Origin of the sequence: Rheinheimera pacifica, from assembly GCF_024809855.1 — a bacterium.
GTDB lineage: Bacteria > Pseudomonadota > Gammaproteobacteria > Enterobacterales > Alteromonadaceae > Alishewanella > Alishewanella pacifica_A.
In genome coordinates this window covers 113213-126476 of the sequence record NZ_JANUEM010000008.1, presented here as the reverse complement: position 1 = coordinate 126476, position 13264 = coordinate 113213, and the positions used below count along the sequence as shown (strand labels likewise).

Here is a 13264-nt window from a genome sequence, read left to right as displayed (position 1 = left end):
AACTCCTAGTTAATCATTACCAGAGCACCTTTTACCGTAGTCTGGCCGCTGGCAGACAATTCGGCACTGGCACTTCCCTTGGCAGTAAAACTTACATTGGCCTGCTGGCTGATATTCAGCGCTTCGGCCTTAAAATCGGCTTTGGCGGCCAGCTCAACATTACCCACTGCCTGCAGGCTGATTTTGCCTTTGGCGTTTAAGCTGATGTCTTTGGGGCTATCAAGCAAAATGCCGCTGTCAGACAGCTCAACCTTATTACCATGCTGGTCTTGCAGCAGAATGGTTTTACTGTCGTCATCCAGCACGGCTTTATTACCTGCGGGGGTAAAAATGCTGATCTTTTTCTTCTCTTCGTCGTACTCCAGTGTCAGCTTGGTGCGGCTGACAAAAGCTTTAATATTGTTTGCCGCTTCAGCGGCATAAGGCGGCTGTTTATTGCTGCTATATACGCTACCTAGGATCACCGGATAACAGGGATCATTATTCAGGTAGCCCAGGATCACTTCGTCTCCAACCTCTGGCAGACAAAACTGGCCAAAGCCGCTTGAAGCATAAAAACTCAGTAACCGGGCCCATATGCCTTCGGTTTCAGCTTCCAGCAACGGTACTTTGATCTGAATGCGGCACTCGCCCGCCGGATCACTGTCCAGTTGTTGTACAACACCAATTTGCAGCCCACTCACACCAGGCAACATACCGCCCGCTAAGGGAGCGCTGATATCGGTATTTTGTGCAAACCACTGTGCCGACATGCCAAAACTTACCTGAGATATCCAATCGCCATCTTCAATAATATGCCGCACCTGAGACACAAAAACGTCGCCGTTAAAGCGCTCGCCTACACCGTTCACCGTAATTAATACACCGGGTTTTAGCAGCGCAGAGCCCTGGCAGCGCAGCTCACCGCGAATGCGTGCCAGTGCGGATTTCAGCTGCTGCGCTTTCGCCCAGCTGGTTAAACTGGCATCAGTAAGCGGAGCATTACTTTGCAAACGAAATGCTTTTACTGCCGCTACGTCAGCCAGCGTACCGGCAGCTATATTGCCCTGGCCTGTAAGGGTTGCACTGGCAGCTTCGTCGCTTTGAACTTCCTGATTGGCGGGGTTCCAACTAACTGTTTTAACTGAGCTAAACTGCTGGCTGGCATCCAGACTGGCATTAAAACTAAGTAAATCATCGCCGTAAGTAATACTAAGCACCGCTGCGGCTGTAGTATCCGGCGGCGCTATATTCAGCTTGCCATCATCGGCACACAGCAGCATGCCGTTTACTTCGGCACGCAGCAGCATAAAATCCCAGTCAGTGCTGTAATACTGCACCAACTCGGCATGGCTTTCAGCGGTGGCGGTGGCATTGCAACTGACAGCATATTTACCAGCCAGTTGCTGCCAGATATCGCTGTCGGTCATGTCAGTATAATTGGCATTATTACGCGCCAGCGTAGCGGCAAAAACAGGATCACGGCACTCAACAATAAGTTTCGCCTGATTGTTACCACTGATAGCCAGGCTGTGTTTAACCACTACCCCGCTAAAGATTTGTTGTTCATCATCACCATAACCGGCACTTACCACCAGTTTGGCGCCTGGCACCAGAGAAGCCTGATTCGACAGCGGAAAATCTTTCGCCGGCATGTCACCATCACTGAATGTCAGCACAGCCAGCGGTACCCGGTTTAATGCCTTGGTAATATCAACACTGATAATACTGATGCTGTCGGCCAACGCGGTACCATCGCTGGTGATGCTAAGCCGTACCGGACCGTCGGCACCTTGTAACGGAGAATTGGCCATAACTTACCTCAATGGTGGGAAATACAGCTGGCGGCCGGGCGTAAGCACGCTAACGCTGTCTAACTGGTTAAATTCAGCGACTGCCAGGTAGTAGCTGCTGTCACGGTAGATGCGGTAACACAAATTAGGCAGAGTGTCACCGGCTTTTACCAGCACCTGATGCGTCAGATCCGGCGATTGTCTGTCAGCCTTTAGTGCCTCTTGTTTGTTTGACATATAGCTGCCGAAATTCAGCTTAATTTTTGCCCTCAGCGGGTCACCACCGGGTTTAAACAGGGTGTAATCCACTGTCATGCTATTTAAGCGGCCAACAAAACTAAAGTTTTGGCCCCATTGCAGCTTTACAATGCTGGGTTCATGTTTTTCACCAACGTAGTGATACACCACATTTTTCAGCTGCTTTACCTGTTTACTGACATCCGCTACCTGTTGCCCTGATACCGGCACCACGCCGGTGCCATCCAGCACCAGATCAAAGCTGAGTTTTTCCTGCTGGTACTGGCTTAATTTGCTTTCTACTGCCGACTTACCCACAGGTAAATTCTTGCTGTTATCGGTGTTGTAACTAATACCCAACTGATGATTCAGGCTGGCCGGATTAATCATCGCCTGAAACTGCCCTTCGCCTGTGGGCTGGCCATTGTTGTCGCAACAACTTATAGTTAACAGCGACTTACTGCCACTCATCAGCGCGGCCTCTGCTCATACTGCGCCTGCTGCAATAACCGCTGGCATTCCTGCAGGATGTCCTGCTTTAGTTGCTGTAAATCCTGTGCCGGGTAAGGCTGACGTGCCGGGTTGTCGCTTTGCTCTTCCAGCAGGGTAGATTTGACAATCAGTTTGGTGACTTCAATCGGCATAGTGTTAGCGCTCCCGGGTTAGGTACTGATAGCTAAATTCCAGCTTTTCTATGGCTACCTCGTTTTTGCTGGCGTTAAAGCCTTCTACCTGCCAGCTAACGGGGTAAGCGTTAACAAACGACCAGCTGCGGGCAGGCTGGCCGGTTTCATCCAACAATTCCACGGTGATTGTCATGGGAGTAATGGCTATATCTACCCCCTGCTCAAACACCTTAATGCACCATTGCACCAGCAAAGAGCTGTTTGGTGCTATACCACGCTTTAATACCAGATTGCTGTGCTTTACCGCTTTGGGCAGCTTATGCACAAAACGGTTTTCACCGCCTTCTACTACATCTTCAGTATCCAGTTGTGCACCTATACCCGACACTTCCTGAAACGCGGTGTCGGCGCTATCGCCGGATGAAGCAAACTTCACCCGGAAATAAAACGCCGGTAACGGATAATCTGACGCTGCCAGTTCACTCATACTGCGTATTACCTGTTACGGGTTATCAATGGTGATACCTTCATGTACAATTTCGATGGTTTCTATTGCCACCTCATTGCCGTCTGACTTCAGATCCGTGCCGGTAATTTTGGTTGGCCAGGCGTTGGTTAAGGTCCATACCATGGTGGTGCCGCCTGCTTCGTCCAGCAAACTGATGGTAATGGGCAGACGCTTGATGGTGTTCATCTTGATCTGGCTAAACCAGGCCCAGAATTTGTTATCCGATTTATACACGCCTTTTTTCATCGTGACGTTGCCGGACTTTTTCAGCCCCGGCATTTTGGTGGCAGAAAATACCGGGTTATCACCGGCGCGGTATTCAATAATTTGCGCCTCGACATCCAGGCCGGATACTTCCTGAAACGACATTACTTCAGAGTCCCATTTCACCTGAAAATAAAACTTCGGTAAGGGCCATACCGAAGTGGATTGGGTTGAACCGTCATCAGCCATTGTTAAGCTCCTTGTATTCGTTTAATAAACCAGTTAGTTAATTAAGATTTCTGCATTTGCTGCTGGAAAGTAATTTCAATAAACTCGGCCGGACGGATCAACGCCACCAGTACCGTTACCCGCAACACGCCTTCGAGAATATCTTCCGGAGTCATGGTTTCACCTAAGCCGACACTAACGCTGAATGCATCTTCCGGTGACGCACCGGCCAAACCACCACGTTTCCAGATACCGGTAAGAAAATTGCGGATCATGCTTTTAATGGTGACCCAGGTGCTGGCGGTATTGTTTTCAAACACATAGGCTTTGGTGCCAAGCCGGATAGATTCTTCCAGCATAATCATGGTCCGGCGTACACTAACGTAGCGCCAGTCCAGGCTGTTACCATCCAGTGTACGGGCGCCCCATACCAGAGTGCCTTCGCCAATAAAGGTACGAATAGCATTAACCGACTTACCCTGAGTGCTGACGTTTAAATCTTCCTGCTCATCGTGGGTAATATTTACCGCCGGTGACACCACAGCGCTTAAACTGACATTCGCCGGGGCTTTCCACACACCTTTGGTGTTATCCACCATGGTGTAAATACCGGCCATTGCAGCAGCGGGCGGCAGCAGGTTTAATACATCGCGCATTTGCCCCAGTAACTGGTTGTACAGCGGGCTGATTGCTTTTAGACTTTTGTGCAATAACATCTGGCTGGCTACCATTTCGGCTTGATCCAGCTTGCTCCAGTCTTTGCTGATATCGTTAATGGCATCCAGTTGCTGTTGCAGTTTTAACTGAGCGGCTTTATCCGCAGCGGTGGCTTTATCATCCAGCTTGGGCAACTCATCCGGCAGGTTGCGCTCTTGTTTTAATAATTGTTGTAGCAACTCGGCAGGTGTCAGGTTCAGATAACTCAGATCACGTTCCTGCACTATGGTGGTGTTTAGCCAGGGGTAATAGGCTGTCGCAAAATCCAGATAGTTAATACCCAGCTTGCCACGGAAATTATCAATGCAATCGCCATCAGGATGCTGACGCGGCTTATAACCCTGCCATACGTCCAGAATAGCAATACGGTTACGCATTTTTCCGCCACAGTGCGCCAAGGCCGCTTGCTGTACCGCAATACAATCATCTTCGGCCAGCAGCACAGCTTCGGGTATTACCAGCATGGTCGGTTCCTGCTCTTTGATCAGCTGATCAATACCGGCCATTAATTTCGCCCCTTCAATATCGTCTGCGTAGTTACCTACCGACACAATGTAGCAAGGGCCACCACCGTTTTGATAAAACAGCATCATGGCGTAATACAACAGGTTTTTTCCGCTGTCGTGGTTCAGTTCATAATGTTTGCCTGCCACTATAAAACTGTTATCGCCTGCAGCGGCAGCCTCTGCCAAAGCAAACATTGGCAACGGCGCAAACCCAAAGTAATTGTGAAACTCTGACATTGAACTGATACGCATTGGCTGGTTAGTCAGTGACTTATTGCCATTCAGTGCTTTTTCGGTATAGCCGATAAAAGCCGGCACAGCCGTTGCCACTTCCACCACTGAATTGGGAAAGGCATTTTTCTCTACGATATAAACGCCCGGCGTTTTCATCTGCCCCATGATGTGTTCCTTTCTGGTTAATAGTTAAGGTAAATTTCCGACACGTGACTTGCTACTCCGTTGACTACTGCTTTATCGATTTGCCCGGCTACCGCAACCGGTAACCGTTTAATCAGAATTTTCTCACTGCCATGTACAGTGGTTATCAGCTGAAACCGGTACGGGCTGAATTGCTGCAGCTTTAAAGGTTGGGCAGAATCAAATACCTGGGCCACACGGCCATTGGCCAGGCAGGTATCGTCTTGCTGAATAAATTGGGTTTGCTGCGCCATATCCTGAATGCGCAGCGGTTGAGTAAAGGCTGTACCACACAGGTAATAGCGCCAGACACTCTGCCTGCTGCCAAACCGCAGCAGATAAGATATTGTGTTATCTGCAGTAAGTTGCGCTATGTGTAAAGCGGTTATATCAAGGGCCAGCAGCATTACAGGTAAAGTTTTGCCTTTTGTCGACAGTATGCCGGCCAGGCGCGTATCATCAGCACTTATTATTTCTGTGCTGCCAACCTCCGGCCCGGAATGTAAGCGTAAAGTGGCATCATCCTGTATCGCCCCTCGGTTATCGCAGTACAATAATTGTTGTGGCTGTAGCTGTGGCAGGCTGTAACTACTAAAGAGCGGGTCGTCGCTGTATAAAAGAAAATATAATGTCAGAACTGGCTCACAACAGGCAGCGGCTATGTCACGCCGACTTGTGTCCAGCAATAATACGGCGCCCTGTTTTGTAGGCTTAAGCAACAACTGGGCATTTTGTAACTGGCGCTGTGTTGGTACTGCAGCGGTAAGACGTAACGATTGTGCCAAACCATCACTAAAATATTGATGTTGAATTACAATATTACATAGTGGCAGATAACTCATGGCTGAGTTCCGAGATCAGTATCCGGTTTACGCAATAAACTGCTCTGGCTATAAATATCAGCACCGTCAAAGCTGATCATCCGTACCTTATACAGCACTGATGGCAGATATTTACCACTTAACATGCCCCACAGATTACTGGTGTCCTGAATACTGAGGTTTTCCATATCCAGCGCCAGCCGCTCGATCGTGGGATCAAGATCAGGCAGGTTTTGATGAGTAAACAGTGGGTTACGCTGAAAAAAACTGATGCTGGCTGATAATAACGTCAGAGCGTCACTGTAGTTAGAACCGTTGAAGTTGGCAGCCAGCATTAAATGTAAATTAAGGTGTAATGGCGGAGCGCTGTTGGCACTGCGGGCAAAACCAGCATCAGGCAACACTGTTTTACTGCGCGAAGCTGCTTCTTTTTCGATACCAACTAAAAACAGCACCAATTTGTTATTAACCTGAGTCAATACGGTACCGTCGGCCTCATTTAAGTTAGACACCAGCACCACATCTTCTTCCAGTTTAAAGTTATGCCGCAAAAAACGGTTTAATTGCACCGCCAATTGTGACAACGTCTTTGCTATCATGTTGTGTTTCCAGCCAAACGAACACCACACAGCCTTCATGGCTGTGAACGATACTTCAGATTAACAGTGAATACCTGCAGCGCTTTTAACTGCGCTTTTAGTCTCCGACAACAGTAAAAACAAATAACAAAAACGAGCAGAAGGTTATTTATACAAGGAGCGTTCACATAATGCGATTAAAGATAGTAATTGTTTAGTGCTTTGCAAACATATAATAAATTTATCAAGTAAATCGGCATTTTCATTAGAAATATATTTAATACCTGCCTACCGGGAGATAAAAGACGCAAGCCCTGGCGGGTAGCCATGAGACAGCAGAAGGAATGACAAAGATGGTATGCGTTACTATCATATATAGGCACTTAACACAGGCCAAAGTGCTGCTGGTCTGAACAAGGCTTGAACAGTCAGTTGTATTAGTCTGTTGCAGGTAATAAAGAAGCCGGTTTGGGTAGTTGGATCTGATAACCGGGCAGCGGATAACGCTTTACAATAGCGGCCACAGTGCCGTTTGCATAAAGCTTTTGCCAGGCCAGATCTAACTGTTTTAGCTGGGTGCTACTAACAGTGCGCAGGTTAAAACCAAAATAAACCATACTCTGGTGCACCTGAAACAGTGGCACATAATCTGCCGTGGGCAAACCAGATTGGGTTTTCCAATAATGATAAGCCGCAATATCCTCCAACACGCCGTGCACCCGGCCATTTAGTAATAATGCCTGCTTATCTTCATTGCTACGAATAAACACAAAGCGGGTACGGCTTTTCGCATCATTTAAAATGCTGTCCAGCTTGTCGCCGTAATAAGCACCATTTAGCAGTGCTATAATGCCGTTAGTACCGCTGTTTTGTAGTTGGTCGACTGCAGTAAGGCCTGAAAAAGCACGCGGCAAACCTACCAGATAGATGCTTTCCTGCTGATACGGGCCAATAAAGGCAAACTGTTTGCTACGTTCAGCGTTATAACTAAGGTGGCTTAGTACATCCAGCTCGCCTTGTTCGATAAGTTTTAATGACCGTAGCCAGGGGCTGTGAATAAACTCAAGCTCGCAGCCAATCTCTTGCACCAGCCGTTGCAGCAGCTCAACATTAATACCACGCCAGCTGTCGCCGTGTTGCATAATATAAGGTGCGAAACTGGTTTCAATGCCCATACGTAAAGTACAGCTGTATACCGGCTGGCTAAGAATACAGCTAACAATAAACGTCAGAAAACCTTTCATTATGCCCCCCTGCAATACCATGCACTGACATCAACTATAAGCCCGGCTAAGCCAATTTGCCTGCAGCTGTGTAAAATATAGCCATCGTCCGGCACTACCGACAGGTAGGGTTCTTCCTGAAAGCACAAAAAAGCCAGCTTACGCCGGCTTTATTAACAACAGATGGGCAGCCTTTATAAATCGGCTTCAAACGCCTCTGGAATGCTTTCTTCAATCGGCTTTTCGCCCGGCTTTAACAACAGGCGGGCACGCAGTTCTTTTTCAATTTCATCAGCAACTGGTTGGTTATCTGCCAAAAACTTCATTGCATTAGCTTTACCCTGGCCAATTTTATTGCCTTGATACGCATACCAGGCACCGGCTTTATCTACCAGACCCTGAGCTACACCTAAGTCGATTAACTCGCCCAGTTTATTAATACCAGCACCGTACTGAATAATAAATTCAGCCTGTTTAAACGGCGGTGCGACCTTATTTTTTACCACTTTGACGCGGGTTTCGTTACCGGTGATTTCATCACCTTCTTTTACCGAGCCAATACGACGGATATCTAAACGCACTGAAGCATAAAATTTTAGTGCATTACCACCGGTAGTTGTTTCCGGATTACCAAACATTACACCAATTTTCATGCGTATTTGGTTAATAAAAATACATAAGGTATTTGAGCGCTTAATATTAGCCGTTAGTTTACGCAGTGCCTGTGACATCAGACGGGCTTGTAAACCCATATGGCTGTCGCCCATATCGCCTTCAATTTCAGCTTTTGGCGTTAAGGCCGCTACCGAGTCGACAATCACCACATCAACAGCAGCAGAGCGCACTAACATGTCACAAATTTCCAGTGCCTGCTCACCGGTATCCGGCTGAGACACCAGCAGTTGATCAACGTTAACGCCCAGTTTTTTTGCATACACCGGATCCAGCGCGTGTTCTGCATCAATAAAAGCACAGGTTTTGCCAGCCTTTTGCGCCTCTGCAATCACCTGTAAAGTTAACGTTGTTTTACCGGATGACTCCGGGCCATAAATTTCAACAATACGGCCATAAGGTAAACCGCCAATACCAAGTGCAATATCCAGCCCCAGAGAACCGGTTGATACGGCAGCAATATCCAGCGCGGTGCTGTCACCCAAACGCATAATAGAACCTTTGCCGAACTGACGTTCAATTTGACCTAAGGCAGCAGCAAGCGCTTTTTGTTTGTTGTCGTCCATTTTTATATCCATGGTTGAGCCGGGTTTACCGGACAATTAACACTGTATGCTCGTACAGTAGTCTAGTTTGCTAAAGCTGTCAACAGTTCAATGCTTTGTTTGAGGGCATAATCGATAGCTTGCTGGCGTACCTGCTGACGGTCACCGGCAAATACCAGATGGCTGCTGGCCACATTACCATTAAGGTAAAAACCAAAACACACTGTGCCTACCGGCTTATATACCGAACCGCCATCCGGCCCGGCAATGCCAGACACAGCGATGGCCATATCGGCCCCAGCTGCTTTAGCCGCACCTTCAGCCATTTCACGCACGGTTTCTTCACTTACCGCACCAAATTGCAGCAAGGTAGCGCTACGCACAGCCAGTAGTTGTTGCTTGGCTTTATTGCTGTAGGTGATAAAACCACGGTCAACATAGGCCGAACTACCTGGCACTGCAGTTAACCAATAGCCAATACCACCGCCGGTACAGGATTCCGCAGTGGTAACCGACCATTTTTTTTGTATCAGTAACTGCCCAAGCTTTGCTGCCAGCGTCATACTGTCTGCGGTTGCCATAATTCACCCACGCCATAAAAAGTACCTGCTATTATGCCGCCAGAACCGAAAACGGAGCAAGTGCCACCTGGCTATACTGTGGGTAGCCCGCGCCCTTATCTGTGGCCAGCAAAATGTAACGGATTACATTTTAGATTGTCAGGCTACGCAGTATAAAAGCGGCCTGATTAATGGTGTTTTTTTGCATACAAAGCAGCATTTATCGAGTTTTTACACTAAAAAAGCACTGTGATTTTATCGAATTCTGCTTTTATTTTGTGGTAGTTTGCACTATAACAGCAAACGCAATGATATCGGTTACATTGAAACAACACTTATAACAAGAACCACTGGCAACAAGAGGAGAACGACCTTGAAGATCAGACATCAACTTTACGCCCTACTGCTGACGCTTGGCAGCTTTAGCGCACTCGCGGCGGATAATCAGTTAACCGCGCAAGAGCAACAGGATGGCTGGCAACTGCTGTTTGACGGCAAAGATCTGTCGCAGTGGCGCAACTTTAAACAGGAAGGGTTAAGCGATAAGTGGGTAGTCGAAAATGGCACTATTAAGCTAACCGGTAAAGGCGGTGGCGATATTCTGACTAAAGCCCAGTATCAGGATTTTGACCTTAAGCTGGATTGGAAAATCGCCGAAGGCGGTAATAGCGGCATTTTTATTCTGGCAGATGAAGCCGGCAGCCAGATTTACTCACATGCGCCGGAAATTCAGATCCTTGATAACGAGCGCCACCCCGATAACAAGCTGGCAAACCATTTATCCGGTTCTTTGTACGACATGATAGCCTCTCCGGTAGCCTCACATAAAGTTGCCGGTGAGTGGAACCAGGTACGTATCCGGCTGGAAAATAACCAGCTAACCATCTGGCAAAACGACGTAAAGGCAGTATCGGTAGAGCTTCACAGCAAAGAGTGGCAGCAATTGGTAACCGCCAGCAAGTTTGCCAACTGGTCTGGTTTTGCTGCTAACAGCCGCGGCCATATTGGTTTACAGGATCACGGTGATGTGGTGTGGTTTAAAAATCTGAAAATTAAAGAGCTAAACTGATGAACGATTTTGCCTATGACGTATTGGTTGTCGGCTCAGGTGCCGGCGGTGCCATGGCTGCTTATGAGTTAACCCGGCAAGGCCACAAAGTGCTGTTGCTGGAAGCGGGCCGCAATTACGACCCGAAAACAGAAACTCCGATGTTTAGGCCCAACTCAGCCGCACCGCTGATGGGCACATCCACACCAGATAAAGACTTCGGTTTTTACGACTCCACCGTAGACGGTGGCTGGCAGGTGCCAAACGAGCCCTATACCACAGCCGAAGGCTCAGACTTTTTATGGTGGCGCGCCCGGATGCTGGGAGGCCGCACTAACCACTGGGGCCGCTACTCGCTGCGTTTTAGCGAGCATGATTTTAAAGGCAAAAGCCGGGATGGCCTCGGTGCCGACTGGCCTTTCACCTATGACGACATCGCCCCCTGGTACGACAAAACCGAAGCTTTAGTTGGCGTTTGCGGCACCAATACCGGCCTGGATGATATGCCACCATCATCAGAAGGGGTGTTACAACCGCCTCCCCCGCCACGGGTACCGGAATTACTGATAGCCGCTGCAGCAAAAAAACACGGTATTGCCGCTGTGCCTATGCACCGTGCCGTACTGACAAAACCGCTGGATAACCGCGCAGCCTGCTTTTATGCTACGCCCTGCGGTTATGGCTGCTCGATCGGCGCCGCTTTTCAAACCACAACGTCACTGCTGCCGATGGCACAGGCAACCGGTAATCTGCAGATTATTACCGATGCGATGGTAAAAACAGTTACCGTTGATGCACAGGGTAAAGTTACCGGTATCAGTTATATTGACAAAAAAACCGCCACTGAGCAGCAACTCAGTGCAAAAGTGGTGGTCCTGGCAGCCAGTGCCTGTGAATCAGCCCGCATTTTACTCAATTCAAAAAGTGCCAGTCACCCTAACGGCCTGGCCAATTCCAGCGGCCAGGTCGGCCGTAACCTGATGGACTCTACCGGCGCTGGCCTGTCTGCACTGGTACCGGCACTAATGGATCGGCCTCGTTATAACGAAGACGGTCATACCGCCAATCATTTGTTTATTCCCTGGTGGGGCCACAAAGCACAGGCGAATAAAGAACTGGATTTCCCGCGTGGTTATCACTTTGAACTTGGCGGCCGCTTTGGTGAACCGGGCGCTTATGTCAGCGGTAACCTGCAAGGCTATGGCACTTCGCTAAAACAGCAGGTACGTGCGCATTACGGCTCTTACGTTTCATTTGCACTGCGCGGTGAAATGTTGCCAAACGAACATTGCTATATGGATATCGACCCACAGGTAACCGACAAATGGGGCATTCCGGTGGCACGTTTTCACTGGCAATGGTCTAAGCACGAACTTAAACAAGTTGAGCACGGCCTGAAAACGGCCAAAGCTATTCTGGAAACGATGGGCGCAACAGTTGGTGAATTACCCGCAGCCGAAGATGCCATCAGAAAAGGGGGTGAAATTATTCACGAAGTAGGCACCACCCGGATGGGCAGCTCAAGCAAAGACTCGGTAACTAACCAATGGGGGCAAAGCTGGGATTGCCCGAACCTGTTTGTCATGGACGGTGGCGTTTTTGCTTCTAACCCACATAAAAACTGCACCCTGACCATTATGACACTGGCAATGCGTAACAGCGCCTGGCTGGCTGAGCAGTTAACAGCGGGGAAACTATAATGCAAAAACCAACCCTGATATCAAACCAAAGCACTGCCGAACATGGCGACAACCTCTCTTCGGTTTATACTAACCATTTAAGCCGTCGTGATTCACTAAAACTGCTGGCCGCACTGGCTGCCAGTGCCATGCTACCCGCCCTTGCAGGGTGTGAGCCAACCCCCGTGGCAAAAACAGCCAGCGGTACCACAAGCACAGAACACTGGCCAGAGCTAAAGCTGCAACCTATAACTGCCAAGGGTTACGGTAAAGATCCAAACCTGATCATGCCACCTGAAGCCCCCTGGCCATTGACACTAACACCTGCTCAACTATCACTGGTGGCGTTATTGTCAGATATTATCGTGCCGCAGGAAGGGCAATCACCATCAGCTTCGGCAGTGCAGGTACCCTCCGTAATTGATGAATGGGTTAGCGCACCTTATCCCAGCCAGCAGCGGGACAGGCTGACTATTCTGTCTGCACTGGCCTGGCTGGACGATGAGGCCACTCTGCGTTTCTCCAAGCCATTCACGACACTTGGCACAACACAGCAGTTGGCGATTATCGACGATATTGCCTACGACAACGAACAAACCCCAAAACAGTTCCAGCGTATTGCCAAAGCCTTTGGCCGACTGCGCAATCTGGTACTAGCAGCTTATTTCTGTACGCCGGAAGGCATTAAAGATATCGGCTATCTGGGTAATGTTCCCATCGCTGGTGCCTACCCCGGCCCCACGCCAGAGGCATACAGCCATTTAAATAAAACACTGGCAGAATTGGGGCTTAGTGACTTTGCTTATCCGGTGAGTTAAGCCTTAGTCAACGTCCATTTAACTTAGCTCTCTGATCGCACAGACAGGGAGCTTTTTTACTTTCATGATGTCAGAAACTGGAATATACTTTCTCTCATTTTGAGA

14 protein-coding genes are annotated in these 13264 nt (G+C 48.7%); 3 read left to right on the top strand and 11 right to left on the bottom strand.

Going from position 1 to position 13264, the window contains the following annotated elements; genetic code table 11:
• Positions 1-5 precede the first annotated feature (5 nt).
• The 11 genes from vgrG to M2404_RS12135 all read right to left on the bottom strand — a co-directional run bounded on the left by vgrG (position 6) and on the right by M2404_RS12135 (position 9635).
• Entirely contained in the window at positions 6-1793 is a 1788-nt protein-coding gene (vgrG, locus tag M2404_RS12185; RefSeq protein WP_259240014.1) for a type VI secretion system tip protein VgrG, read from the bottom strand.
• Positions 1794-1796: 3 nt separating this feature from the next.
• Complete coding sequence (locus tag M2404_RS12180) at positions 1797-2480, bottom strand: CIS tube protein (protein WP_259240012.1); 684 nt, start codon at positions 2478-2480, stop codon at positions 1797-1799.
• Complete coding sequence (locus M2404_RS12175) at positions 2480-2653, bottom strand: DUF5908 family protein (RefSeq protein WP_215395576.1); 174 nt, start codon at positions 2651-2653, stop codon at positions 2480-2482. The genes M2404_RS12180 and M2404_RS12175 overlap by 1 nt, the downstream gene beginning before the upstream one ends.
• 4 nt (positions 2654-2657) lie before the next feature.
• Positions 2658-3122, bottom strand: a complete 465-nt coding sequence (locus M2404_RS12170; RefSeq protein ID WP_259240010.1) for a phage tail protein — start codon at positions 3120-3122, stop codon at positions 2658-2660.
• 15 nt (positions 3123-3137) lie between these two features.
• The gene (locus M2404_RS12165) at positions 3138-3596 is read right to left on the bottom strand and encodes a phage tail protein (RefSeq protein ID WP_068229268.1); all 459 of its coding nucleotides are present in this window, start codon (positions 3594-3596) and stop codon (positions 3138-3140) included.
• Positions 3597-3637: 41 nt separating this feature from the next.
• A complete protein-coding gene (locus tag M2404_RS12160; RefSeq protein ID WP_259240008.1) occupies positions 3638-5197 on the bottom strand; it encodes a phage tail sheath family protein in 1560 nt (519 codons plus the stop codon).
• 17 nt (positions 5198-5214) lie between these two features.
• Complete coding sequence (locus M2404_RS12155) at positions 5215-6057, bottom strand: hypothetical protein (protein WP_259240007.1); 843 nt, start codon at positions 6055-6057, stop codon at positions 5215-5217.
• Entirely contained in the window at positions 6054-6635 is a 582-nt protein-coding gene (locus tag M2404_RS12150) for a Pvc16 family protein (RefSeq protein ID WP_259240006.1), read from the bottom strand. Before M2404_RS12150 ends, M2404_RS12155 begins: the two co-directional genes overlap by 4 nt.
• A gap of 416 nt (positions 6636-7051) precedes the next feature.
• The gene (locus M2404_RS12145) at positions 7052-7858 is read right to left on the bottom strand and encodes a substrate-binding periplasmic protein (protein ID WP_259240005.1); all 807 of its coding nucleotides are present in this window, start codon (positions 7856-7858) and stop codon (positions 7052-7054) included.
• A 173-nt stretch (positions 7859-8031) separates the two neighbouring features.
• Entirely contained in the window at positions 8032-9075 is a 1044-nt protein-coding gene (gene recA, locus M2404_RS12140; RefSeq protein WP_215396317.1) for a recombinase RecA, read from the bottom strand.
• A 62-nt stretch (positions 9076-9137) separates the two neighbouring features.
• Entirely contained in the window at positions 9138-9635 is a 498-nt protein-coding gene (locus M2404_RS12135) for a CinA family protein (protein WP_310503087.1), read from the bottom strand.
• A gap of 352 nt (positions 9636-9987) precedes the next feature.
• Between M2404_RS12135 and M2404_RS12130 the strand changes: the two genes are divergently transcribed.
• Genes M2404_RS12130 through M2404_RS12120 form a run of 3 tightly spaced genes read left to right on the top strand, consistent with a single transcriptional unit; the run spans position 9988 to position 13159 of the window.
• The gene (locus M2404_RS12130) at positions 9988-10683 is read left to right on the top strand and encodes a 3-keto-disaccharide hydrolase (RefSeq protein WP_259240004.1); all 696 of its coding nucleotides are present in this window, start codon (positions 9988-9990) and stop codon (positions 10681-10683) included.
• Positions 10683-12362: a GMC family oxidoreductase gene (locus tag M2404_RS12125; protein ID WP_259240003.1), complete on the top strand. Its 1680-nt coding sequence runs from the start codon at positions 10683-10685 to the stop codon at positions 12360-12362. The genes M2404_RS12130 and M2404_RS12125 overlap by 1 nt, the downstream gene beginning before the upstream one ends.
• Positions 12362-13159 (top strand): gluconate 2-dehydrogenase subunit 3 family protein, encoded by a 798-nt coding sequence (locus M2404_RS12120; protein WP_259240002.1) that lies wholly within the window; start codon positions 12362-12364, stop codon positions 13157-13159. Before M2404_RS12125 ends, M2404_RS12120 begins: the two co-directional genes overlap by 1 nt.
• Positions 13160-13264: the final 105 nt, after the last annotated feature.

Coding starts and splice junctions, on each gene's coding strand:
- M2404_RS12160 (WP_259240008.1), bottom strand. CDS start 5,197: ATGGGGCAGATGAAAACGCCGGGCGTTTATATCGTAGAGAAAAATGCC.
- M2404_RS12145 (WP_259240005.1), bottom strand. CDS start 7,858: ATGAAAGGTTTTCTGACGTTTATTGTTAGCTGTATTCTTAGCCAGCCG.
- M2404_RS12170 (WP_259240010.1), bottom strand. CDS start 3,122: ATGAGTGAACTGGCAGCGTCAGATTATCCGTTACCGGCGTTTTATTTC.
- M2404_RS12155 (WP_259240007.1), bottom strand. CDS start 6,057: ATGAGTTATCTGCCACTATGTAATATTGTAATTCAACATCAATATTTT.
- M2404_RS12180 (WP_259240012.1), bottom strand. CDS start 2,480: ATGAGTGGCAGTAAGTCGCTGTTAACTATAAGTTGTTGCGACAACAAT.
- M2404_RS12165 (WP_068229268.1), bottom strand. CDS start 3,596: ATGGCTGATGACGGTTCAACCCAATCCACTTCGGTATGGCCCTTACCG.
- vgrG (WP_259240014.1), bottom strand. CDS start 1,793: ATGGCCAATTCTCCGTTACAAGGTGCCGACGGTCCGGTACGGCTTAGC.
- M2404_RS12120 (WP_259240002.1), top strand. CDS start 12,362: ATGCAAAAACCAACCCTGATATCAAACCAAAGCACTGCCGAACATGGC.
- recA (WP_215396317.1), bottom strand. CDS start 9,075: ATGGACGACAACAAACAAAAAGCGCTTGCTGCTGCCTTAGGTCAAATT.
- M2404_RS12150 (WP_259240006.1), bottom strand. CDS start 6,635: ATGATAGCAAAGACGTTGTCACAATTGGCGGTGCAATTAAACCGTTTT.
- M2404_RS12135 (WP_310503087.1), bottom strand. CDS start 9,635: ATGGCAACCGCAGACAGTATGACGCTGGCAGCAAAGCTTGGGCAGTTA.
- M2404_RS12125 (WP_259240003.1), top strand. CDS start 10,683: ATGAACGATTTTGCCTATGACGTATTGGTTGTCGGCTCAGGTGCCGGC.
- M2404_RS12175 (WP_215395576.1), bottom strand. CDS start 2,653: ATGCCGATTGAAGTCACCAAACTGATTGTCAAATCTACCCTGCTGGAA.